The organism is Vibrio salinus (genome assembly GCF_021272385.1).
Classification (GTDB): domain Bacteria; phylum Pseudomonadota; class Gammaproteobacteria; order Enterobacterales; family Vibrionaceae; genus Vibrio; species Vibrio salinus.
This window is the reverse complement of the sequence record NZ_JAJSDZ010000009.1, coordinates 247,207-270,895: the sequence shown is the minus strand read 5'-3', so window position 1 is coordinate 270,895 and position 23,689 is coordinate 247,207. Positions and strand designations below refer to the sequence as shown.

The following is a 23,689-nucleotide window of genomic DNA, read 5'->3' as shown; positions in this document are numbered from 1 at the left end:
ATTAAGGTTGACGATAACGGCTAAGTACGGTACTAATCTATTAGTTTTAAATTTGTGGATAATAGTTACCAAATGACTTTTAACTTTTCCTTCCTGCTCAACCTCCTCCTTATCGTGAATAATTCGCGCGGGTAGGCTGTGGAAGAAAATTAACCACAACTTGAATTACCAAGAACCCGCATTCAGATGCGGGTTTTTTTATAGCCAAAATCAGGAAGTAAACGATTAACTAGCGGTCTAGGGAGCAAACATGAACGATCAGGTCATAATCTTTGACACCACCTTAAGAGACGGTGAACAAGCATTGCAGGCAAGCTTAACAGTGAAAGAAAAGCTTCAAATTGCTCTTGCTCTTGAACGTTTAGGCATCGATGTCATTGAAGCAGGTTTCCCTGTCTCATCTCCAGGTGACTTTGAATCCGTACAAACTATCGCAAGACATTTAAAGAATAGCCGGGTATGTGCACTTTCCCGGGCAGTAGAAAAAGACATCGATGCTGCTGGAGAAGCCCTGAAAGTTGCTGAAGCATTCCGCATCCATACTTTTATCTCAACTTCAACCATCCACGTTGAAGATAAACTACGACGCAGCTACGATCAGGTCGTAGAAATGGGCGTCAAAGCGGTTAAACATGCCAGAAAGTACACTGATGATGTTGAATTTTCATGCGAAGACGCTGGTCGGACACCAATTGATAACTTATGTCGTATGGTAGAGGCGGCAATTAATGCTGGCGCAACAACCGTTAACATACCAGATACGGTTGGCTATACAGTACCTGGAGAATTTGGTGGTATTATCCAAACTTTGTTTAACCGGGTCCCTAATATAGATAAAGCCATCATTTCTGTTCATTGTCATGATGATTTAGGGATGTCAGTTGCGAATTCGATTTCAGCTGTACAAGCCGGAGCCAGACAGATAGAAGGCACAATTAATGGTATTGGCGAACGAGCCGGTAATACGGCCCTTGAAGAAGTTGCCATGATAATCAAAACTCGTCAGGAATTACTGGGGGTTAAGACAGGAGTTAAGCACGAGGAAATACACAGAACCAGCAAGATGGTAAGCCAGCTTTGTAATATGCCAATCCAAAGCAATAAAGCCATTGTAGGGGCAAACGCATTTAGTCATTCCTCCGGTATTCATCAGGATGGCATGCTGAAAAACAAAAATACCTACGAAATAATGACCCCCGAATCCATTGGTCTAAAAAATCAGGTTCTGAATTTAACCAGCCGCAGTGGCCGGGCCGCAGTAAAAAGTCATATGGAGTCGATGGGATATACTGAAAACGACTATAATCTGGATTCTTTGTATCAGGATTTTCTGAAATTAGCGGATCGTAAAGGTCAGGTCTTCGATTATGACCTTGAGTCATTAATGTACTTCTCAAACGTTAAAGATGAAGAAGACTACTACAAGCTTAATTACCTGAGCGTACAATCCGGCAGTGTCATGGCTACCACCAGTATAAAACTACAATGTGGTGACAAAGAAAAAGCCGAAGCCGCAGTGGGCAATGGACCGGTAGACGCATTATATCAATGCATTTATCGTGTTACCGGCTACGATATTGTGCTGGATAAGTTTGATTTGACCGCCAAGGGCGAAGGTGAAGATGGACTTGGACAAGCGGATATAATAGCTAACTATAAAGGTCGTAAATACCACGGCACCGGCATTTCAACCGATATAGTTGAAGCATCAGGAGAAGCTTTGTTGCATGTAATTAACAGCATTCACAGAGCAGATCAGATTGAAGAAATTAAGCAGAAAAAAGAAAAAATACAGACTGTATAATTTTCCTATATAAATAATTATGTTTCCGGTTTCGGGAACATAATCAGGACTACAAATATAACGAGTGAAGGACTCTCATGACAGACAAAATGTATAAAATCGCTGTCCTACCTGGTGATGGTATCGGGCCGGAAGTAATGCAACAGGCAAATAAAGTGCTTGATGCAATTGAAAGCAAACACAACATCACTTTTGAGCGTGAAGAGTATGATGTGGGTGGTATTGCAATTGACAATCATGGCTCACCACTACCGGAAAGCACATTAAAAGGCTGTGAAGAAGCGGATGCTGTTTTATTTGGTTCTGTCGGTGGACCTAAATGGGTTCACCTGCCACCGGATGAACAGCCTGAACGTGGTGCTTTACTACCCTTACGGAAACATTTTCAGTTGTTTTGTAATTTGCGCCCGGCTCAAATTCATAAAGGACTGGAAGCTTTCTCTCCGCTTCGCTCAGATATCAGCGCAACCGGATTCAACATTGTTGTTGTTCGGGAACTGACTGGTGGCATCTATTTTGGACAGCCGAAAGGTCGTGAAGGCGAAGGGGCAAATGAAAAAGCGTTTGATACTGAAATCTATCATCGCTATGAAATTGAACGCATTGCTAAAATAGCCTTCGAATCAGCGCGTCTACGTAATAAAAAAGTGCATTCTATAGACAAAGCCAATGTTCTTCAGAGCTCTATTTTATGGCGTGAAGTCGTTGAATCTGTAGCTAAAGATTACCCTGATGTACAACTGACTCATATGTATATCGATAACGCAACAATGCAGTTAATTAAAGATCCATCACAATTCGACGTGATGCTTTGTTCAAATATTTTTGGCGATATACTCTCAGATGAATGTGCCATGATCACCGGCTCCATGGGCATGCTTCCATCAGCCAGCCTTAATGAAAGTAATTTCGGTCTGTATGAACCTGCCGGAGGTTCTGCTCCGGATATTGCGGGTAAGAACATTGCTAATCCGGTGGCACAAATCCTTTCCGCGGCTCTGATGCTACGTTATAGCCTTGCAGAAGAAGACGCTGCACAAGATATTGAAGCAGCAGTCAGCAAAGCACTTGCCAATGGCGAACTTACGTCCGATCTTTCATCTGGTAAGCCTGCACTATCGACTTCTGAAATGGGCGATAAAATCGCGGAATATATAAACGCATAAACGTTTGTGCAGGATCTTTTTCTCTGCACACCCAACGGCCCATTAGGGCTCAAGGAAGAAGCAATGTCAAACGCAAAAACTTTATACGAAAAATTATACGATGCCCACATCGCTGTGGAAGCGGAGGGGGAAAACCCCATTCTTTACATTGACCGCCATTTGGTACACGAAGTCACTTCTCCTCAGGCTTTTGATGGCCTGAGAGAAAAAGGTCGTAAGGTTCGTCAGGTAGGAAAAACCTTTGCCACCATGGATCACAATGTATCAACGACAACCAAAGATATTAATGCCAGTGGTGATATGGCGCGAATTCAAATGGAAACACTATCCAAAAACTGCCATGAGTTCGGTGTCACCCTGTACGATCTGAATCATAAATATCAAGGCATCGTTCATGTTATGGGTCCCGAATTGGGTATCACTCTGCCTGGCATGACGATTGTTTGCGGTGATTCACATACGGCTACCCACGGCGCTTTTGGGTCTCTGGCTTTTGGTATCGGAACCTCTGAAGTAGAGCACGTTCTAGCAACCCAAACCCTGAAGCAAGCCCGTGCTAAGACAATGAAAATAGAAGTCAAAGGCAAAGTTGCGCCGGGTATCACCGCAAAAGACATTGTATTGGCAATTATAGGCAAAACAACGTCTGCTGGCGGAACAGGTCATGTTGTGGAATTCTGTGGTGAAGCCATTACAGATCTTTCAATGGAAGGTCGAATGACCGTGTGTAATATGGCAATCGAACTGGGTGCAAAAGCCGGAATTATCGCACCGGATGAAACCACATTTGAATACGTTAAAAGCCGTAAATTTGCCCCATCCATCGACGACTGGGATGCCGCGGTTAACTACTGGAATACATTGAAATCGGATGACGATGCTCAATTTGATTCAGTCATCACTCTGGAAGCCAAGGATATTACACCTCAAGTCACCTGGGGAACGAACCCAGGTCAGGTAATGTCAGTCGATGGTATCATCCCATCTCCGGATGTTTTTTCCGATCCGGTAGAAAAAGCCTCCGCAGAAAAAGCACTGACTTATATGGGACTGAAAGGTGGTACGGCTTTGGCGGATTACCCTATCGATAAAGTATTCATTGGTTCCTGTACAAATTCACGTATTGAAGACATGAGAGCTGCAGCGGAAGTCGCAAAAGGCAAAAAAGTGGCCTCACACGTACAAGCTCTGGTTGTTCCGGGCTCTGAACAGGTGAAAGCACAGGCAGAAGCTGAGGGGTTAGATAAAATATTTATCGAAGCAGGCTTTGAATGGCGTCTGCCCGGATGCTCTATGTGTCTGGCAATGAATAACGATCGTCTGGGAGCGGGAGAACGTTGTGCATCGACCTCTAACCGCAATTTTGAGGGGCGCCAGGGACGAGGGGGACGCACCCATCTGGTCAGTCCAGCAATGGCCGCCGCCGCCGCGGTTGCTGGTCATTTTGTTGATATCCGTTCATTCAGCTAAAAGAGGAATTATATCCATGGCAGGTTTTAAACAACATACAGGTATCGTCGTTCCTCTTGATGCTGCGAACGTTGATACCGATGCAATTATCCCTAAACAGTTTCTGCAAAAAGTGACTCGTGTCGGATTCGGAAAACACTTGTTCCATGACTGGCGTTTTCTGGATGATGCTGGCGAACAGCCCAATCCGGAATTCGTGCTCAATGCACCACGCTATAAAGGTGCCAGCATCCTTTTATCCCGTGAAAACTTCGGTTGTGGTTCCTCGCGGGAGCATGCTCCATGGGCACTTGCAGATTATGGTATCAAAGTCATGATTGCCCCTAGTTTTGCGGATATTTTCTACGGGAATTCAATCAATAACCAAATGGTTCCAGTCCGCCTGACGGAGCAAGAAGTTGATGAGATTTTCCAGTTTGTGGAAACCAATGAAGGCGCAAAAATCACTATCAGCCTGGAGTCAATGATCGTCACTGCAAATGGTAAAGAATACCATTTTGAAATCGATGCATTTCGTCGTCACTGTCTTTTAAATGGTCTGGATAATATTGGATTAACACTTCAGCATGAAGATCAAATTGCTGAATACGAAGCAAATATTCCAACATTTTTATCTTAAAACGTAGAAAATACTTCTGATAAAAACCGGTGGCATACACCGGTTTTTTTGCACTTAACACTATCATCCTGAATAATCTTTTGCCGAATCCATCTGGTTTTGCAAATCGCGCAATACATCCATAAGTGCTTCGGCAAGGCATAATGCAAAAAGCCCCGACCAGAAGGTCAGGGCTTAAAATCAAGTGGCGGAGCGGACGGGACTCGAACCCGCGACCCCCGGCGTGACAGGCCGGTATTCTAACCAACTGAACTACCGCTCCGCATTGGCTAGCTAAAGTGCTAATCTGTGTCATCAAAATCTCTGATAACAGAAAATAAAAGCCTGGCGATGTCCTACTCTCACATGGGGAAACCCCACACTACCATCGGCGCTAATTCGTTTCACTTCTGAGTTCGGCATGGAGTCAGGTGGGTCCAAATCGCTATGGCCGCCAGGCAAATTCGTTAATTCGGAAAGCTGTCTTATTCTCAATCCACAACCAAGATTCTCTCTTGAGTCCGCCAAAACCTTTTCGGTGTTGTATGGTTAAGCCTCACGGGCAATTAGTACAGGTTAGCTCAACGCCTCACAACGCTTACACACCCTGCCTATCAACGTTCTGGTCTCGAACAACCCTTCAGGACACTTAAAGCGCCAGGGAAGACTCATCTCAGGGCTCGCTTCCCGCTTAGATGCTTTCAGCGGTTATCGATTCCGAACTTAGCTACCGGGCAATGCGATTGGCATCACAACCCGAACACCAGAGGTTCGTCCACTCCGGTCCTCTCGTACTAGGAGCAGCCCCCTTCAATCTTCCAACGCCCACGGCAGATAGGGACCGAACTGTCTCACGACGTTCTAAACCCAGCTCGCGTACCACTTTAAATGGCGAACAGCCATACCCTTGGGACCGACTTCAGCCCCAGGATGTGATGAGCCGACATCGAGGTGCCAAACACCGCCGTCGATATGAACTCTTGGGCGGTATCAGCCTGTTATCCCCGGAGTACCTTTTATCCGTTGAGCGATGGCCCTTCCATTCAGAGCCACCGGATCACTATGACCTGCTTTCGCACCTGCTCGAGCCGTCACTCTCGCAGTCAAGCGGGCTTATGCCATTACACTAACCTCACGATGTCCAACCGTGATTAGCCCACCTTCGTGCTCCTCCGTTACTCTTTGGGAGGAGACCGCCCCAGTCAAACTACCCACCAGGCACTGTCCTCATCCCCGATTAGGGGACCAAGTTAGAACATCAAACATACAAGGGTGGTATTTCAAGGATGGCTCCACACAATCTGGCGACTGTGTTTCATAGCCTCCCACCTATCCTACACATGTAGGCTCAATGTTCAGTGCCAAGCTGTAGTAAAGGTTCACGGGGTCTTTCCGTCTAGCCGCGGGTACACTGCATCTTCACAGCGATTTCAATTTCACTGAGTCTCGGGTGGAGACAGCGTGGCCATCATTACGCCATTCGTGCAGGTCGGAACTTACCCGACAAGGAATTTCGCTACCTTAGGACCGTTATAGTTACGGCCGCCGTTTACCGGGGCTTCGATCAACCGCTTCGACCAAAGTCTAACAGCATCAATTAACCTTCCGGCACCGGGCAGGCGTCACACCGTATACGTCATCTTACGATTTTGCACAGTGCTGTGTTTTTAATAAACAGTTGCAGCCACCTGGTATCTGCGACTCCCGTCAGCTCCATCCGCAAGGGACTTCACCATCAGGAGCGTACCTTCTCCCGAAGTTACGGTACCATTTTGCCTAGTTCCTTCACCCGAGTTCTCTCAAGCGCCTTGGTATTCTCTACCCGACCACCTGTGTCGGTTTGGGGTACGATTCCTTACTGTCTGAAGCTTAGAGGCTTTTCCTGGAAGCATGGCATCAATGACTTCACCACCTTAGTGGCTCGACATCGTGTCTCAGCCTTAAAAAGAGCCGGATTTACCTGACTCTTAAGCCTACGCACTTGAACCTGGACAACCATCGCCAGGCTCATCTAGCCTTCTCCGTCCCCCCATCGCAACAGTAAGAAGTACGGGAATATTAACCCGTTTCCCATCGACTACGCTTTTCAGCCTCGCCTTAGGGGTCGACTTACCCTGCCCCGATTAACGTTGGACAGGAACCCTTGGTCTTCCGGCGTGGAGGTTTTTCACCCCCATTATCGTTACTCATGTCAGCATTCGCACTTCTGATACCTCCAGCGTGCGTTACCACACACCTTCAGCGGCTTACAGAACGCTCCCCTACCCAATACGATAAATCGCATTGCCGCAGCTTCGGTTTACAACTTAGCCCCGTTACATCTTCCGCGCAGGCCGACTCGACTAGTGAGCTATTACGCTTTCTTTAAATGATGGCTGCTTCTAAGCCAACATCCTAGCTGTCTGAGCCTTCCCACATCGTTTCCCACTTAGCTGTAATTTGGGACCTTAGCTGGCGGTCTGGGTTGTTTCCCTCTCCACGACGGACGTTAGCACCCGCCGTGTGTCTCCCGGATAGTACTTACTGGTATTCGGAGTTTGCAAAGGGTTGGTAAGTCGGGATGACCCCCTAGCCTTAACAGTGCTCTACCCCCAGTAGTATTCGTCCGAGGCGCTACCTAAATAGCTTTCGGGGAGAACCAGCTATCTCCGAGTTTGATTGGCCTTTCACCCCTAGCCACAGGTCATCCGCTAATTTTTCAACATTAGTCGGTTCGGTCCTCCAGTTGATGTTACTCAACCTTCAACCTGCCCATGGCTAGATCACTCGGTTTCGGGTCTATATCCAGAGACTAAACGCGCAGTTAACACTCGCTTTCGCTACGGCTCCCCTAATCGGTTAACCTTGCCACTGAATATAAGTCGCTGACCCATTATACAAAAGGTACGCAGTCACCTAACTAGTAGGCTCCTACTGCTTGTACGTACACGGTTTCAGGTTCTGTTTCACTCCCCTCACAGGGGTTCTTTTCGCCTTTCCCTCACGGTACTGGTTCACTATCGGTCAGTCAGGAGTATTTAGCCTTGGAGGATGGTCCCCCCATTTTCAAACAGGATATCACGTGTCCCGCCTTACTCGATTTCACTCATACAATGCCGTCAGTTACGGGGCTGTCACCCTGTATCGCGTGCCTTTCCAGACACTTCACCTGACACTGTATCAGCTTAAGGGCTACTCCGATTTCGCTCGCCGCTACTTTCGGAATCTCGGTTGATTTCTTTTCCTCGGGGTACTTAGATGTTTCAGTTCTCCCGGTTCGCCTCATTAAGCTATGTATTCACTTAATGATACTTACTGCTGTAAGTGGGTTTCCCCATTCGGAAATCTCAGATTCAGGTGGCTCTTACTGCCTCATCTGAGCTTATCGCAAGTTAGTACGTCCTTCATCGCCTCTGACTGCCAAGGCATCCACCATGTACGCTTAGTCACTTAACCATACAACCCGAAAAAGTTTCGGAATGTGGTCTTGTCACCAAGATTTGTCTGCCATTTTTATACATGCGGCAGACTATGATATTGCCGGACTCAATTTCCAAGAACACTTGATTGTGTTGGTCTTTCTTATACAAGAAAGTATTGAGAACTTTTACAAACAGTTTTGTTTAAAAACAAAACTGCTTTGTCAGCTTTCCAAATTGTTAAAGAGCGTGATTCATAAAGAACCATGTTTAACCATTCTCTTCCCATTCACAAAGAAAAGAACACTTAAAGATGGTGGAGCTATGCGGGATCGAACCGCAGACCTCCTGCGTGCAAGGCAGGCGCTCTCCCAGCTGAGCTATAGCCCCATCAGGTGTCGATACCGCTTCAATTCAATGTGAATTGGTGGGTCTGAGTGGACTTGAACCACCGACCTCTCGCTTATCAGGCGAACGCTCTAACCACCTGAGCTACAGACCCAGTATCGTCTCTTAATAACATAAACCTTCAATCTGTGTGAACACTCGACAATAATCATCATCGTGTAAGGAGGTGATCCAGCGCCAGGTTCCCCTAGCGCTACCTTGTTACGACTTCACCCCAGTCATGAACCACAAAGTGGCAAGCGTCCTCCCGAAGGTTAAACTACCTGCTTCTTTTGCAGCCCACTCCCATGGTGTGACGGGCGGTGTGTACAAGGCCCGGGAACGTATTCACCGTGGCATTCTGATCCACGATTACTAGCGATTCCGACTTCATGGAGTCGAGTTGCAGACTCCAATCCGGACTACGACGTACTTTTTGGGATTCGCTCACTTTCGCAAGTTGGCCGCCCTCTGTATACGCCATTGTAGCACGTGTGTAGCCCTACTCGTAAGGGCCATGATGACTTGACGTCGTCCCCACCTTCCTCCGGTTTATCACCGGCAGTCTCCCTGGAGTTCCCACCTGAAGTGCTGGCAAACAAGGATAAGGGTTGCGCTCGTTGCGGGACTTAACCCAACATTTCACAACACGAGCTGACGACAGCCATGCAGCACCTGTCTCAGAATTCCCGAAGGCACTCCTCTATCTCTAAAGGATTTTCTGGATGTCAAGAGTAGGTAAGGTTCTTCGCGTTGCATCGAATTAAACCACATGCTCCACCGCTTGTGCGGGCCCCCGTCAATTCATTTGAGTTTTAATCTTGCGACCGTACTCCCCAGGCGGTCTACTTAACGCGTTAGCTCCGAAAGCCACAGCTCAAGGCCGCAACCTCCAAGTAGACATCGTTTACGGCGTGGACTACCAGGGTATCTAATCCTGTTTGCTCCCCACGCTTTCGCATCTCAGTGTCAGTATCTGTCCAGGGGGCCGCCTTCGCCACCGGTATTCCTTCAGATCTCTACGCATTTCACCGCTACACCTGAAATTCTACCCCCCTCTACAGTACTCTAGCCAACCAGTTTCAAATGCGATTCCGAGGTTAAGCCCCGGGCTTTCACATCTGACTTAATCAACCACCTACATGCGCTTTACGCCCAGTAATTCCGATTAACGCTCGCACCCTCCGTATTACCGCGGCTGCTGGCACGGAGTTAGCCGGTGCTTCTTCTGCAGCTAACGTCAAAATAACAGAGTATTAATCTGTCACCCTTCCTCACTGCTGAAAGTACTTTACAACCCGAAGGCCTTCTTCATACACGCGGCATGGCTGCATCAGGGTTTCCCCCATTGTGCAATATTCCCCACTGCTGCCTCCCGTAGGAGTCTGGACCGTGTCTCAGTTCCAGTGTGGCTGATCATCCTCTCAGACCAGCTAGAGATCGTCGCCTTGGTGAGCTCTTACCTCACCAACCAGCTAATCTCACTTAGGCGTATCCGGTAGCGCAAGGTCCGAAGAGCCCCCGCTTTGACCCATAGGTATTATGCGGTATTAGCCATCGTTTCCAATGGTTATCCCCCTCTACCGGGCAACTTCCTAAGCATTACTCACCCGTCCGCCGCTCGTCAGCAAGAAAGCAAGCTTTCTCCTGTTACCGCCCGACTTGCATGTGTTAGGCCTGCCGCCAGCGTTCAATCTGAGCCATGATCAAACTCTTCAATTAAAGTTTTTTGATGCCTTAGCATCGGCTCAATGAATACTGATAACATGCACTACTTTATTAAAAGTAATGTCATGTTGAATTGACTGTGCCAAACATTCATTCTAAAAAGAATTCCTGTTCGTTTTGGTCACTCGTATCATTGATAAAATCTTTTGGATGTTTATCCGACGAGTGCCCACACAGATTGATAGGTTTATATTGTTAAAGAGCTTTCTCTTCGTAATTACTTACTGAAGAGGCGGTCATTCTAGCGAGATAATCTTAAGTGTCAAACACTTTTTTATTATTTCGTCTTACCGTCAGACCTTGCTGTCACTAGCTTTCTGTTCTTTTTGAACCGTTGCCGTGTCAGTGAGGCGGCATTATATAGACTCGAACAAAGCTGACAAGTAAAAACTGCATTTTTTTCACCAATTAGCGTCTGTTTGAATAGAGTTTAACCAGCTCAAATCTTATCAAATTATTTTCACCAACTTTCTAACAACTTACACACAAAACACTGTGGATAACTAGTCATCACTATCAATGAAATAGGAAATTCTTGAGCGAGGATTTAAGTAGTCTCTTATTTTATCCGGAAGTTTATTTGGCAAGATGGCACTGACGATAGACAGATCCCTATCAGCCAAGTCAATAATCGGTGCCTGTGTTCTGGGAACAGAAGGATCATAAATCAGCACATTAGGATACAGCAAACTGGCATTATTAACGGAGATAACAAGTCCAACCATATCATTAGACAGTTGCACGACAGTGCCAGGAGGGAAAACTCCCATGAATTTAACTAAAATTCCCAGACTTTCTTCATCATATAGATGTTTGCAATTTTTAAAGAGAAAGGATAACGCAACATATGGTATTTTCTGCTCACTTGGAATCGCTGGATGGCAAAGATTATCGAACGCATTAGCCACGGCGATAATTTTAGCCAAATCATCAATATTATCCCCTTTCAAACCTTCCGGATAACCAGATCCATCTAATAATTCATGATGCTGACTGATCACCGTTTTCGCACTCTCTGGAAAATCTTCGATATTGTTTGCTAAATCAAGCCCGTATTTAGTATGTTGCTTTAGGTAATTACTTTCAGGAGTGGTTAACGGTATCTGCTTTCTTAGTATCGCTTTGGGAACTTTGATTTTCCCCATATCATGAAACAATGCAGCAAAAGACAACTCTTTAATTCTTTCGGCATCATATTGCTTCGCTTTGGCAATCATCATGGCAATGATAGCAACATTTAAAGAGTGAAAATAAATATCTTCAAATTCACTCTTGTTATTCATTAAATGCAATGTAACACTGTTCTCACTCAGCAATGTATCAACAACATCTGATATCAGTTGTTCTGCTTCTTCAACTGCATCTTGCGGTCGGCTACGAATTTTATTCATCACAGCTCTCATGCGAGCTAAAGAACGTTCAAACTCTTTTTCACATTTGATAACACGGCGACGATACGCACTTAGTTTCTCAATGCGTTGTTGCTTTTCATCCCATAACTTTTTGGCTTCTGCATCTAATTTTGCACTTTCATCGCTCACCTCTTCCTTCCCTTTTTCAGGAACATCTTTTTTAGCCGGTAGCGGTTTCGTGTCACTCTGATTAGGATTCAAATAAACATGTTGAATTCCTAAGTGCTTGATCACATCAATCTGCTCCTGACTTTTTATTTTAAAGCTATTAAACAGAAAAGGATGATCATTCCACTTAACTGGCAGCCGGATATGCAGTCCTGGCTGAAGTCTATCCACAGTAATTTTTATATTGACATTAGACACTTTTATGCAAACTCATTAATGATAATCATTTGAACATTATAATAAATCTGGCAAGTTAAAATTTAAAAGTCCAGTATAAGTTAATGATAGAAATATATAAGAATACTTACAGCAGAAAAAGCAGTGTTTTTTTGAGCTAAAAAACAAAAGCCCTAAAACATCAGAATTTTTGCTCGTAAAGAATACGCAAAAGTAATCCGTTACCATCTGCAAGAGTATATTCTTTTTCTTTTGGCTTTGCTTGTTTGATTTGGGTTGCAGTTAAGTTGGTGGTTAGTCGCACCATAATTCAGTACCGTGTTTGGGAAATATACCGCTGGGGTTACCAACAGGGTTACATAAAATGCTGGCTGCTACAATACGCTCTCGACACACTCGGACGTAAGATATTGAATTCACAGAGGATAAAAAACGAAAAAAGACGCCCAAGGACGTCTTCATCTTAAGAATGGTACCGATGGGCGGACTTGAACCGCCACGCCGTGAGGCAACGGATTTTGAATCCGTCGTGTCTACCAATTTCACCACATCGGCATAAAGCTAGCATGCTTTAGATGCTCTGCATTATACGGAAGAAAATACGCTTCGCAATAACAAAAAGACACTTTTCAACTGTTTGCTGATAATTTCGCCATAAAACGATAGCAACAAAATCGCTTCATCAGATAATATCTACAATTTTCTTCTCAGAAGAAGAATGGCGATCGTCAAAAATACAATACTTGGGGCAAGCGCTCCGATAACAGGGGGAAACCCATAAACTAGGCTCATTGGTCCGAAAAACTCACTCGAGATATAAAAGGTAAAACCAGCAACAACCCCAGTCAGAATTCTGGCCCCCATGGTTACACTACGTAAAGGTCCAAAAATGAATGACAACGCCATCAACATCATAACTGCGATGGAAAAAGGCTGTGTCACTTTTCTCCAGAAAGCCAACTCATATCTTGATGCATCCTGCTCTGATTCTTTCAGATAATGAACATAATTATATAACCCTGTGAGAGACTGCTCTTCCGGTTTTACCGTTACAACAGCAAGTTTGTCTGGCGCCAAAGTCGTTTTCCAACGATAATCGGGTAGCTGATCTTTCCTGATCTCAACCTCACCATCCATATATGTCATATGAACATTATGAAGAAGCCATATGTTATTGCCCTGATAATCGGCTTCTTTTGCAAAAATGACTTTATTTAATTTTTTATCCGTATCAAAGCGCCACATATTCAGAGCATAAATGTGGTCACCACGAACTTTGCCTATAAAGATAAAATCATTAGCATCGCGAGCCCATACTCCGGTACGGACAGACAATAAATTACCACCGGACATCGAAAATGCGCGTAAATCCCGTGCCATTTTCTGAGCCTGAGGAGCTCCCCACTCCCCTAATAACGTCACCAGAATCATCAGAGGAACCGCAGTTTTCAGAACTGAACCACCGATTTTCAATTTAGAGAAACCAGCAGCCTGCATAACCACCAGCTCAGAGCTTGCAGCTAAAGCGCCCAAGCCTATCAAAGCCCCCAGTAAAGCGGCCATAGGGAAGAACATTTCAATGTCCCGAGGAATACTTAGTAACACAAAAAAGAGAGCTTTAAGTAAATCGTAACTTCCCTGCCCAACCTTACGTAACTGATCAACATATTTAATGATACCAGACAGGCCGACAAAAGTTATAAGTACAATAGAACTTGTGGCGATGATTGTTCTGCCAATATATAAATCGAAAATTTTAAACACGACTTAAGCCACCTTTCTTTTTCTGATCTTATCTTTCAAACGGCGAACAGCAATACTATCAAGACTATTAATAATGAATGCACCGATAAGCAAAGTGGCATTAATTGGCCATAGTCCGATATAACCGGGGATAGAGCCGTCTTCAATCGCTGATTTTGTTGCACTAATGGCCATAAAATACGTTAAATAGATAAGGATCGCCGGACCCATTTTGGCAAAACGCCCCTGTCTTGGATTCACCGCAGACAACGGAACCACAAGCATGGTTAACAGAGGAATACAAACCACTAAAGAAATCCGCCATTGCAATTCAGCCTGAGCACTCCGATTACTCTGATGTAATAAGTCTAAAGTCGATCTGGCATCCCAGCCTCTCCCCCGGTTCTCAACTTTTCTCTGACCTATCAATCCTTCGTATTGCCTGAATCTCGTCACCATGTAGTTAACCTGAGTTGGCACACCTTCATATCGTGTTCCATCATGTAACGTAATGATCTGGCGGCCATCACTTAATTCTTTCACATCACCGTTATCAGAAAACATAACGCTGGGCAAAACAGAATCCCTTGGTGTCATTTGTGCAATGAACACATTTTTTAACGTTTTTCCCTGAATATCATCGATAAAGACAACCGAAGAACCATCAGGAGTACTTTGGAAATGTCCTTTCTGTAATAAATCGACACTATTTTCAGCAGCAAGCTGCTCCATTAACTGCGCTTCTTTATCCTGACTCCATGGCGATAACCAAAACGCATTGAAAGCAGCAACCCCAGATGTAATGATAGCCAGGTATAATGCTGCTCTGATCAGAAACTTATTCCCAATCCCTGTCGCATTCATGACTGTAATTTCACTTTCCGCATAGAGCCGTCCAAAGGTAATTAATATCCCTATGTACAAACTTAGTGGAAGCATTAACAATCCCATTGCCGGCATATTCAGACCAACAATCGATAAAATCATTCTTGCAGGGATGTCCCCATCCGTTGCATCCGCTAACACCCGGATAAATCTCTGACTCAAAAAAACCAGAAATAAAATGAAGAAAATAGCCAATTGGCTTTTTAACGTTTCACGGATCAGATATCTTACGATAATCACTCTTAATTTACCTATGCAAAACTTGTATTTTTAGTTGAATCGCTATAATTTCTCGTTGAACCGTTTATTTTAGGAAATTTTGATAGTAATTATAGGCGCTATCAATTCTAATCTATATACTAAGGTTCAACTCTTTAAGAGTGCATTATCTACGATTTAGTTCTATTTGTCTTCACGATGTAGGAGTACGCATGGAGTTCAGTGTAAAAAGTGGGAGTCCAGAAAAGCAACGAAGCGCTTGTATCGTTGTCGGAGTCTTTGAACCACGTCGACTTTCTCCGGTAGCAGAGCAACTGGATAAAATCAGTGATGGTTATATCAGCTCATTGCTGAGACGCGGTGATCTGGAAGGGAAGCCGGGGCAAATGCTGCTTCTGCATCAGGTTCCGGGCGTGTTGTCTGAACGGGTTCTTTTGGTCGGCTGCGGTAAAGAGCGAGAGCTTGGAGAAAGACAATATAAAGAAATTATTCAGAAAACGATCAGCACATTAAATGAAACAGGCTCAATGGAAGCTGTATGCTTTTTAACTGAGTTGCATGTGAAAGGTAGAGATACCTACTGGAAAGTTCGTCAGGCCGTTGAAGCCACTGAGGATGGCCTTTACACATTCGATCAGTTCAAAAGTGTAAAGCCAGAAACACGTCGGCCTTTACGAAAACTGGTCTTTAATGTTCCTACCCGTAGAGAACTTAGCCTCGGTGAAAAAGCCATTTCTCATGGCCTGGCCGTTTCCTCAGGAGTTAAATCATGTAAAGATTTAGGCAATATGCCCCCCAATATAGCGAATCCGGCCTATCTTGCATCACAGGCCAGACGTCTTGCCGACGATTATGAGACCATAACATCTAAGGTCATCGGCGAAGAAGAAATGGAAAAACTCGGCATGACCGCTTACCTTGCAGTTGGCCGTGGCTCAAAAAATGAGTCAATGATGTCTGTGATCGAATATAAAGGTCATCCGGATCCGAACGCAAAACCAATAGTACTGGTTGGAAAAGGCCTCACATTTGATTCCGGTGGTATTTCATTAAAACCCGGCGCTAATATGGATGAAATGAAATACGATATGTGTGGTGCCGCTTCGGTATTTGGCACCATGACTGCAATTGCGAAACTCAATGTTCCACTAAATGTTATTGGTGTATTAGCTGGTTGTGAAAACATGCCCGGAGGCCAGGCATACCGCCCTGGTGACATCCTAACGACAATGTCAGGGCAAACCGTTGAAGTTCTGAATACTGATGCTGAAGGACGGCTGGTTTTATGTGATGCCCTAACTTATGTTGAAAGGTTTGATCCTGAATATGTTATCGATGTAGCAACACTAACAGGCGCTTGTATTATTGCCCTTGGCCACCATACAAGTGGCGTACTGTCAAACCACAACCCTTTAGCGCATGAGCTGGTTGGTGCGTCAGAACAAGCGAGTGACCGAGCATGGCGACTGCCGATTACCGACGAATATCAGGAACAACTGAAAAGTCCGTTTGCAGACATGGCCAATATCGGAGGAAGACCGGCAGGAACCATCACCGCAGCTTGCTTCTTATCCCGGTTTACCAAACGTTACAACTGGGCTCACCTCGATATCGCCGGAACAGCATGGCGTTCAGGAACCAGCAAAGGTTCAACAGGCCGTCCAGTCCCACTATTGGTTCAGTTTCTATTAAATAAAAGCGGACTAACCAGCGAAGAGTAACATAAGTAAGAAGTTAATAGATAAGAGGGCACAAGCCCTCTTGCTTATTATTAATTATATGAGAAATGCCACGTTTTATATCATTGCAGAAGGCAGCACAAAGGCTGAGCGGCAAGGCTTGCTTCAGTATGTTGTTTTTTTAAGTCAGCATTTTTCTAAACAGGGAGCAAAAATTTTCATCAACAGTCAGAATAAACAAGAAGCAGAAACATTAGCAGAACTGTTCTGGCAGGTTCCGACAAACTTATTTATTGCTCATAATCTCGTTGGCGAAGGGCCTAGATATTCGACACCGATCGAAATTGGTTATCCTGAGGTCAGACCGAACATCAACCGACAAATTGTCATTAATTTATCGGATTGTAATACAACCTTTGCGCATCGCTTCAGTGAGGTGGTAGACTTCGTTCCTTGCGAAGAACAAACAAAACAGCTGGCAAGGGAACGCTATAAACTTTATCGTCAGGCTGGATTCCAGCTACAGACATTAAAAGTAAACGACTCCGATTAAACGCTATAGTTAAGGCTTCTCTTTCAGAGACCTCACTTATAACGTTTGAAAAATTCATTAGTAAACAGTATCCGTAATAAGAGCACTATGGAAAAGACATACAACCCAACATCAATCGAACAGGCTTTATATCAGGCCTGGGAAGAAAAAGGCTACTTTAAGCCAAACGGTGACACCTCAAAAGAATCATACAGCATCATGATCCCACCACCGAACGTCACAGGTAGTCTTCATATGGGTCATGCATTCCAGGATACCATTATGGATACGCTGATTCGCTGCCAGAGAATGAAAGGGAAAAACACCTTATGGCAGGTCGGAACCGATCACGCTGGTATTGCGACGCAAATGGTTGTTGAACGCAAGATCGCAGCAGAAGAAGACAAAACAAAACACGATTACGGACGTGATGCGTTTATTGATAAAGTCTGGGAGTGGAAAGCAGAATCCGGCGGTAATATTACTCAACAGCTACGTCGTTTAGGTGCCTCTGTTGATTGGGATCGGGAACGTTTCACCATGGATGATGGCTTCTACAAAGCGGTTCAGGAAGTCTTTATCAGTCTGTACAACGAAGATCTGATCTATCGAGGCAAACGCTTGGTTAACTGGGATCCAAAGCTTCACACCGCGATCTCCGATCTTGAAGTTGAAAATAAAGATAAAAAAGGCCACATGTGGCACTTCCGCTATCCACTCGCTGACGGAGCGAAAACAGCGCAAGGCAACGATTACATCATTGTCGCAACCACCCGGCCTGAAACCATGCTTGGTGATACCGGTGTTGCCGTTAACCCTGAAGATCCCCGTTATAAAGATCTTATAGGAAAAGAAGTACTGCTTCCGATCGCCAATCGCCGGATCCCTATTCTGGGCGACGAGCATGCCGATATGGAAAAAGGAACCGGTTGTGTGAAAATCACACCAGCTCACGACTTTAATGACTATGAAGTCGGCAAGCGCCATGATCTGCCAATGATCAACATCTTCACTTTTGATGCCAATATCCGCGACGAAGCCGAAGTATTTACAACAAAAGGCGAACCAAGCGAGGCTTACACGTCAGATATCCCGGAAAAATACCGGGGAATGGAACGCTTTACGGCACGTAAAGCCATTGTTGCAGAATTTGATGAACTGGGCCTGTTAGAGGAAATCAAAGATCACGATCTGACGATTCCTTATGGCGATCGGGGTGGTGTGGTTATCGAACCAATGCTGACCGACCAATGGTATGTTCGCACAGCACCGTTAGCTGAAGTTGCAACAAAAGCGGTAGAAGATGGTGAGATTCAGTTTGTTCCTAAACAGTACGAAAATATGTATTTCTCCTGGATGCGTGACATTCAGGACTGGTGTATTTCCCGTCAGCTTTGGTGGGGACACCGCATTCCGGCCTGGTATGATGCGGAAGGCAAAGTTTATGTCGGTCATAACGAAGAAGAAGTTCGTGAAAAAAATGGTTTAGGTGACGACATCACATTAACTCAGGATGAAGATGTTCTGGACACCTGGTTCTCTTCCGGCCTCTGGACCTTCGGAACATTAGGCTGGCCGGAAAAAACACCTGAGCTGGATATGTATCATCCATCGGACGTTCTGGTTACCGGCTTCGATATCATCTTCTTCTGGGTTGCCCGCATGATCATGATGACGATGCATTTCATCAAAGATGAAAATGGCAAACCGCAGGTTCCGTTTAAAACCGTGTATGTTACCGGCCTTATTCGCGATGAAAATGGCGATAAAATGTCAAAATCGAAAGGTAACGTCCTGGATCCTATCGATATGATCGATGGTATTGATCTAGAGTCGCTGGTGACTAAGCGTACCGGTAACATGATGCAACCAAAACTGGCGGCCAAAATAGAGAAAAACACGCGTAAAACGTTCGAAAATGGTATCGAACCTTACGGTACCGATGCGCTACGTTTCACGCTTGCCGCGATGGCATCAACCGGCCGCGATATCAACTGGGATATGAAACGCCTCGAGGGATATCGTAATTTCTGTAACAAACTCTGGAATGCCAGTCGCTACGTTCTGATGAACACAGAAGATCAGGATTGTGGATTTGCCGCTGGTGCTGAACTGGAATACTCGCTGGCTGACAAATGGATTGAATCGCAGTTTGAATTAGCGGCCAAGGCATTCAATAGCCACATCGATAATTTCCGTTTGGACATGGCCGCCAACACTTTGTACGAATTTATCTGGAATCAGTTCTGTGACTGGTATCTGGAGTTGACGAAGCCCGTCCTCTGGAAAGGAAGTGAAGCGCAGCAACGGGCAACCCGACGGACTTTGATCACCGTTCTGGAGAAAACGCTACGTCTCGCTCATCCGGTTATTCCTTATATCACTGAAACGATTTGGAAGAGCGTTAAGCCACTGGTGGATGGCGTCGAAGGTGAAACCATCATGCTTCAGGCCCTTCCACAATATAATGAGGCGAACTTCCATCAGGAAGCATTGAATGATATCGAATGGGTTAAGGCCTTTATCACCAGCATCCGGAATTTACGCGCTGAATACGATATTAACCCGGGTAAACCTCTTGACGTGATGTTAAAAGCAGCGTCGGACAAAGATGCACAACGTCTTATCAATAACGAACAGGTGCTCACTTCTCTGGCGAAACTGGAACAGGTTCGTGTTCTGAGTTCGAATGAAGAAACACCTGCCTGTGCGACCGCTCTCGTTGGTAAATCAGAATTAATGATACCAATGGCAGGGCTGATTGATAAAGATGCTGAACTGGAACGACTGGCGAAAGAAATCACCAAAACTCAGGGTGAAATCAAACGTATTGAAGGCAAATTAAATAACGTGGGGTTCGTTGCAAAAGCGCCGGAAGCCGTTGTAGCCAAAGAACGCGACAAACTGGACGGTTATAAAGAAACCCTGATTAAACTGGAAGATCAGAAAGTCACCATTTCGAATCTGTAAGCCACTCAGCAACAGAAGTAATAAAAGGGCCGCACGTTTATGCGGCCCTTTTCATTCTTCAGTGAACGTTATACCACCCGGTTCTGCTTTTCTCCGGCCTGAAACCGGTCAATGTTACTAAACAAAATTGATACCAGCTTTGAGATCGCCGAATCGCTTCCCCAGGCAACATGAGGCGTTAATAATAAGTTAGGTAAATCCGCATTGGCGATAAGCGGATTCGATGCATCTGCCGGCTCCTGCGTAAATACATCGACCCCGGCGCCCGCAATAATGCCTTCTTTCAGGGCATGGACCAAATCGGCCTCATCCACCAGCCCACCCCGTCCGGCATTAATCAGTATAGCTTCCGGTTTCATACGCTTCAGCTCATCACTGGCAATCAAATTCCGGGTTTCCTCATTCAATGGACAATGCAAAGAAACAATGTCCACCTGAGCTAATACATCGTTAAAGGGGGTATACCCATCCCGGCAGTCTTTGGCCCCTTTTCGTTCAGCAAAAAGCACGTTCATTCCGATGGCTTCTGCTAATGTTGCCATCGCCTTTCCTAACGAACCGCCACCAACAATACCCAGCGTACTACCCGCTACATCACCAATCGGGTGAGTAAAGAAACAAAACTGATTATCAATCTGCCACACGCCATTCTCAATATCCCGATGGTAACCAAACAGGTTTCTTTTCAGAACGAAAATCATTCCCAAAACATGCTCAGGTACGGAGCGGTTTGAATACCCCTGCACGTTTGCAACCGCAATACCCTGCTGCTTACAGAAGTCGATATCAACATTATTGACACCGGTAGCAGAGACGGCAATTAATTTTAAATTAGGCAGTTTCTGTAAAAGAGGTGCATCAAAAACCACCTTATTGGTAATAATAATCTCGGCATCTTTCACCCGGTCATAGGTTTGCTCTGGTTGGGTGAAGTCGTACTCCACCCAGCTGTGCTGGAAATTGAGCTGTGGTAATGGAATGTAGGATGGAATGGTCGCACGATCGACAAAAACAACTTGAGGTAGTGACATAGAAGAGGTCTCCTTTTCCTGATGCACTACCTCACAGAATCATTATGGGCGGGGCAGTTGCTTATAATCAGGAAGCTTTCTTTCTGGATCAAAGTATTCAAAGATAACAGGCTCTAAACCGGTATAAAAGTCACAAGGGACAAATATGCGTTTCAGCCAGTCAGTTCTGGGATGATAAAAACTTAATTCAGCGGCATGCAATTCCAGCCGTTCAGAAAAAACCCGGGCCTCCCCGTCAGAGTAAAAATCATCGCCGACAATAGGATGACCTAACGATAACATATGCACCCTGAGCTGGTGAGAACGGCCGGTAATCGGGAATAACCGTACCAGGGTTGTCTTTTCTTCCCGCACTACCACTTCATAAAGCGTTTTAGACGGTTTCCCCGTTTCATGACACACTTTCTGCCTTGGTCGATTGGGCCAGTCACAAATAAGCGGTAAGTCGACTTCCCCTTTGTCTTGCTCAAGATGTCCCCAAACACGGGCATAGTAAACTTTATGGGTTAAACGATACTGAAATTGTTTCTTTAACGCACTCTCGACATGCTTATTTTTGGCAAACAACATTAATCCGGAGGTCGACATATCCAGACGATGAACAACCTGTATATCCGGATAATGCTCAAGTAACCGGCTCCACATACTGTCATAGTGTTGTGGTGCTTTACCGGGAACCGATAACAGTCCGGAAGGCTTATTCACCACGAGGATATGGTCATCTTCAAAAACACTATCCACCCAGGGATCAACGGGAGGATTGTAAACCGTCATTGCCATAATTGCTGTCTCACAAAAAATTCCGGGCAATTATACACAAAAGCGCCAAAAATAAAGACTCTGACAACTTGTCCGCTATTAAATGATTTATCCATATTGCTGTCTTTTCAATCGCCTACCAGATTCTGTGCCCAACAATCGTTCTTATGACTGTAAATATCATTTGACAGAAAGGTTAAATATGATATTCATACATATTCTTGACAAAATAAAAAACATATAAACACAAACATAATAACGCAACACAAGTGCACGTTGTAAGGAATCACCATGGAAAAAGCAGCTTCCTATCCTTCCGAGAAAGGGTCAGCCATATCCAATTTAATCAAATCATTAGGTCCAGGAATCATGATGGCCGCCGCCGCTGTTGGGGGATCACATCTGGTCGCCTCAACCAAAGCCGGTGCCATTTACGGTTGGCAACTTGCTATTCTGATCCTGCTGGTAAACTTTTTTAAATACCCTTTTTTCCGGGCAGGTATCCAATACACAATGGGAACGGGAGATTCTCTGGTCGAAGGTTACCGAAAACTGGGCCGGGGGTACCTGTGGGTATTCACTATTTTAACGACAATATCCAGTGTGATTAATACGGCCGCTCTGACGTTGTTCAGTGCCAGCCTGCTAAGCTATTTTTGTCCTTTTGAGCTTTCCGGTACCAGTTTATCCGCCATTATCCTTGGCGTGTGTCTTTTGATTCTTTTTGCCGGTCAATACAAAGCTCTGGACTCTTTATCCAAAATCATCATGGCGGTACTGACCATAGCGACGGTCATGGCGGTCATATTCGCTTTCGCTCACCCGGCGGAAACCATTCCGGATGCGCCTAACCCATCACCATGGACTCTAGCCGCAATAGGCTTCCTTGTTGTGACAATGGGGTGGATGCCGGCTCCGATTGAAATATCCAGCCTGACGTCCGTCTGGCTCAAGAGCCAATGTAAACAACAACGTGTTACGCCCAAGTCCGCATTATTTGATTTTAATGTCGGTTACATAGGTACCGCAGTTCTGGCCGTGGTGTTTTTATCTCTTGGCGCACTGGTTCTGCATGGAACCGGGGTGAAATTGTCGCAATCCGGGGTCGGTTTCTCCCATCAGTTGGTCAGCCTGTATGCCACAACCATTGGAGAATGGTCCCGTTATCTGATCGCCGTTATTGCATTTTTCTGTATTTTTGGCAGCACGATTACGGTCATTGATGGTTATTCAAGGGTGATTGCTGAAGCGCAGCGCCTATTGAAAGAAGAAAAAGAAGAGAAAAAATCCACACTAAATATGTGGATGATCATCACATCAGGATGTGCTCTGGCAATATTGGTCTTCTTTAAATCGGCTTTGATGCCAATGCTTAACTTTGCCATGATTATGGCTTTCATGACGACGCCGGTATTTGCTCTGCTGAATTACATTCTGGTAACCCGGACATCGCTACCTAAAGAACTGTCAGTCGGCCCAAAACTAAAAGCATTATCCGTGATTGGACTGGTCTACTTATTTGGCTTCCTGGTCCTGTTTATCTGGTGGAAATGGTTTCTGTAA

Annotated in this window: 14 protein-coding genes, 4 tRNA genes and 3 rRNA genes; 8 read left to right on the top strand and 13 right to left on the bottom strand. The window is 45.1% G+C overall.

Annotated elements, in window-relative coordinates:
- Window positions 1-250: 250 nt before the first annotated feature.
- The 4 genes from leuA to leuD all read left to right on the top strand — a co-directional run bounded on the left by leuA (window position 251) and on the right by leuD (window position 5,059).
- Window positions 251-1,804, top strand: coding sequence for a 2-isopropylmalate synthase (leuA, locus tag LRQ06_RS09365; protein ID WP_232766087.1), 1,554 nt, complete (start codon window positions 251-253; stop codon window positions 1,802-1,804).
- A 77-nt stretch (window positions 1,805-1,881) separates the two neighbouring features.
- Complete coding sequence (leuB, locus tag LRQ06_RS09360; RefSeq protein WP_232766086.1) at window positions 1,882-2,970, top strand: 3-isopropylmalate dehydrogenase; 1,089 nt, start codon at window positions 1,882-1,884, stop codon at window positions 2,968-2,970.
- Between the two features lie 63 nt (window positions 2,971-3,033).
- Window positions 3,034-4,440 (top strand): 3-isopropylmalate dehydratase large subunit, encoded by a 1,407-nt coding sequence (leuC, locus tag LRQ06_RS09355; protein ID WP_232766085.1) that lies wholly within the window; start codon window positions 3,034-3,036, stop codon window positions 4,438-4,440.
- A gap of 16 nt (window positions 4,441-4,456) precedes the next feature.
- On the top strand, window positions 4,457-5,059 hold the full coding sequence (leuD, locus tag LRQ06_RS09350; RefSeq protein WP_232766084.1) for a 3-isopropylmalate dehydratase small subunit: 603 nt from the start codon (window positions 4,457-4,459) through the stop codon (window positions 5,057-5,059).
- A gap of 185 nt (window positions 5,060-5,244) precedes the next feature.
- Here the strand turns inward: leuD and LRQ06_RS09345 are convergent.
- The 11 genes from LRQ06_RS09345 to lptF all read right to left on the bottom strand — a co-directional run bounded on the left by LRQ06_RS09345 (window position 5,245) and on the right by lptF (window position 15,176).
- A tRNA-Asp gene (locus tag LRQ06_RS09345) sits at window positions 5,245-5,321 on the bottom strand.
- A 60-nt stretch (window positions 5,322-5,381) separates the two neighbouring features.
- Window positions 5,382-5,497, bottom strand: a 5S ribosomal RNA gene (gene rrf / locus LRQ06_RS09340).
- An 86-nt stretch (window positions 5,498-5,583) separates the two neighbouring features.
- A 23S ribosomal RNA gene (locus tag LRQ06_RS09335) occupies window positions 5,584-8,473 on the bottom strand.
- Between the two features lie 277 nt (window positions 8,474-8,750).
- Window positions 8,751-8,826: transfer RNA gene (locus LRQ06_RS09330), tRNA-Ala, on the bottom strand.
- Between the two features lie 35 nt (window positions 8,827-8,861).
- A tRNA-Ile gene (locus tag LRQ06_RS09325) sits at window positions 8,862-8,938 on the bottom strand.
- Between the two features lie 65 nt (window positions 8,939-9,003).
- Window positions 9,004-10,545: ribosomal RNA gene (locus LRQ06_RS09320) — 16S ribosomal RNA — on the bottom strand.
- The 16S, 23S and 5S rRNA genes sit together here with 3 tRNA genes alongside, the layout of an rRNA operon.
- A 509-nt stretch (window positions 10,546-11,054) precedes the next feature.
- Entirely contained in the window at window positions 11,055-12,329 is a 1,275-nt protein-coding gene (locus tag LRQ06_RS09315) for a cyclic di-GMP phosphodiesterase (protein ID WP_373054821.1), read from the bottom strand.
- Window positions 12,330-12,489: 160 nt separating this feature from the next.
- A complete protein-coding gene (locus LRQ06_RS21035) occupies window positions 12,490-12,615 on the bottom strand; it encodes a hypothetical protein (protein ID WP_257794108.1) in 126 nt (41 codons plus the stop codon).
- Between the two features lie 163 nt (window positions 12,616-12,778).
- A tRNA-Leu gene (locus LRQ06_RS09310) sits at window positions 12,779-12,863 on the bottom strand.
- Between the two features lie 138 nt (window positions 12,864-13,001).
- Window positions 13,002-14,072, bottom strand: a complete 1,071-nt coding sequence (gene lptG, locus LRQ06_RS09305) for an LPS export ABC transporter permease LptG (RefSeq protein WP_232766083.1) — start codon at window positions 14,070-14,072, stop codon at window positions 13,002-13,004.
- 3 nt (window positions 14,073-14,075) lie between these two features.
- Entirely contained in the window at window positions 14,076-15,176 is a 1,101-nt protein-coding gene (lptF, locus tag LRQ06_RS09300) for an LPS export ABC transporter permease LptF (protein WP_232766082.1), read from the bottom strand.
- A 191-nt stretch (window positions 15,177-15,367) separates the two neighbouring features.
- Here lptF and pepA point away from each other — a divergent pair, with 191 nt between their 5' ends.
- The 3 genes from pepA to LRQ06_RS09285 all read left to right on the top strand — a co-directional run bounded on the left by pepA (window position 15,368) and on the right by LRQ06_RS09285 (window position 20,336).
- Window positions 15,368-16,876 carry a leucyl aminopeptidase gene (gene pepA / locus LRQ06_RS09295; protein WP_232766081.1) on the top strand — a complete coding sequence of 503 codons (1,509 nt, stop codon included), beginning with the start codon at window positions 15,368-15,370 and terminating at the stop codon, window positions 16,874-16,876.
- Between the two features lie 58 nt (window positions 16,877-16,934).
- Window positions 16,935-17,387, top strand: a complete 453-nt coding sequence (locus tag LRQ06_RS09290) for a DNA polymerase III subunit chi (RefSeq protein WP_232767128.1) — start codon at window positions 16,935-16,937, stop codon at window positions 17,385-17,387.
- An 87-nt stretch (window positions 17,388-17,474) separates the two neighbouring features.
- Window positions 17,475-20,336, top strand: coding sequence for a valine--tRNA ligase (locus LRQ06_RS09285; RefSeq protein WP_232766080.1), 2,862 nt, complete (start codon window positions 17,475-17,477; stop codon window positions 20,334-20,336).
- Window positions 20,337-20,404: 68 nt separating this feature from the next.
- Here LRQ06_RS09285 and LRQ06_RS09280 read toward each other — a convergent pair whose 3' ends face one another.
- Both LRQ06_RS09280 and LRQ06_RS09275 read right to left on the bottom strand, forming a co-directional pair.
- Window positions 20,405-21,367 carry a D-2-hydroxyacid dehydrogenase gene (locus tag LRQ06_RS09280; RefSeq protein WP_232766079.1) on the bottom strand — a complete coding sequence of 321 codons (963 nt, stop codon included), beginning with the start codon at window positions 21,365-21,367 and terminating at the stop codon, window positions 20,405-20,407.
- A 42-nt stretch (window positions 21,368-21,409) separates the two neighbouring features.
- Window positions 21,410-22,147 carry an RluA family pseudouridine synthase gene (locus LRQ06_RS09275; RefSeq protein WP_232766078.1) on the bottom strand — a complete coding sequence of 246 codons (738 nt, stop codon included), beginning with the start codon at window positions 22,145-22,147 and terminating at the stop codon, window positions 21,410-21,412.
- A 270-nt stretch (window positions 22,148-22,417) separates the two neighbouring features.
- On the opposite strand from LRQ06_RS09275, the gene LRQ06_RS09270 reads away from it, so the two are divergent.
- Complete coding sequence (locus LRQ06_RS09270; RefSeq protein WP_232766077.1) at window positions 22,418-23,689, top strand: NRAMP family divalent metal transporter; 1,272 nt, start codon at window positions 22,418-22,420, stop codon at window positions 23,687-23,689.

Excerpts from the sequence above, each read along its gene's own strand:
- leuA (WP_232766087.1), top strand. The coding sequence starts at position 251 with ATGAACGATCAGGTCATAATCTTTGACACCACCTTAAGAGACGGTGAA.
- leuB (WP_232766086.1), top strand. The coding sequence starts at position 1,882 with ATGACAGACAAAATGTATAAAATCGCTGTCCTACCTGGTGATGGTATC.
- leuC (WP_232766085.1), top strand. The coding sequence starts at position 3,034 with ATGTCAAACGCAAAAACTTTATACGAAAAATTATACGATGCCCACATC.
- leuD (WP_232766084.1), top strand. The coding sequence starts at position 4,457 with ATGGCAGGTTTTAAACAACATACAGGTATCGTCGTTCCTCTTGATGCT.
- LRQ06_RS21035 (WP_257794108.1), bottom strand. The coding sequence starts at position 12,615 with ATGGTGCGACTAACCACCAACTTAACTGCAACCCAAATCAAACAAGCA.
- pepA (WP_232766081.1), top strand. The coding sequence starts at position 15,368 with ATGGAGTTCAGTGTAAAAAGTGGGAGTCCAGAAAAGCAACGAAGCGCT.
- LRQ06_RS09290 (WP_232767128.1), top strand. The coding sequence starts at position 16,935 with ATGAGAAATGCCACGTTTTATATCATTGCAGAAGGCAGCACAAAGGCT.
- LRQ06_RS09285 (WP_232766080.1), top strand. The coding sequence starts at position 17,475 with ATGGAAAAGACATACAACCCAACATCAATCGAACAGGCTTTATATCAG.
- LRQ06_RS09280 (WP_232766079.1), bottom strand. The coding sequence starts at position 21,367 with ATGTCACTACCTCAAGTTGTTTTTGTCGATCGTGCGACCATTCCATCC.
- LRQ06_RS09275 (WP_232766078.1), bottom strand. The coding sequence starts at position 22,147 with ATGGCAATGACGGTTTACAATCCTCCCGTTGATCCCTGGGTGGATAGT.
- LRQ06_RS09270 (WP_232766077.1), top strand. The coding sequence starts at position 22,418 with ATGGAAAAAGCAGCTTCCTATCCTTCCGAGAAAGGGTCAGCCATATCC.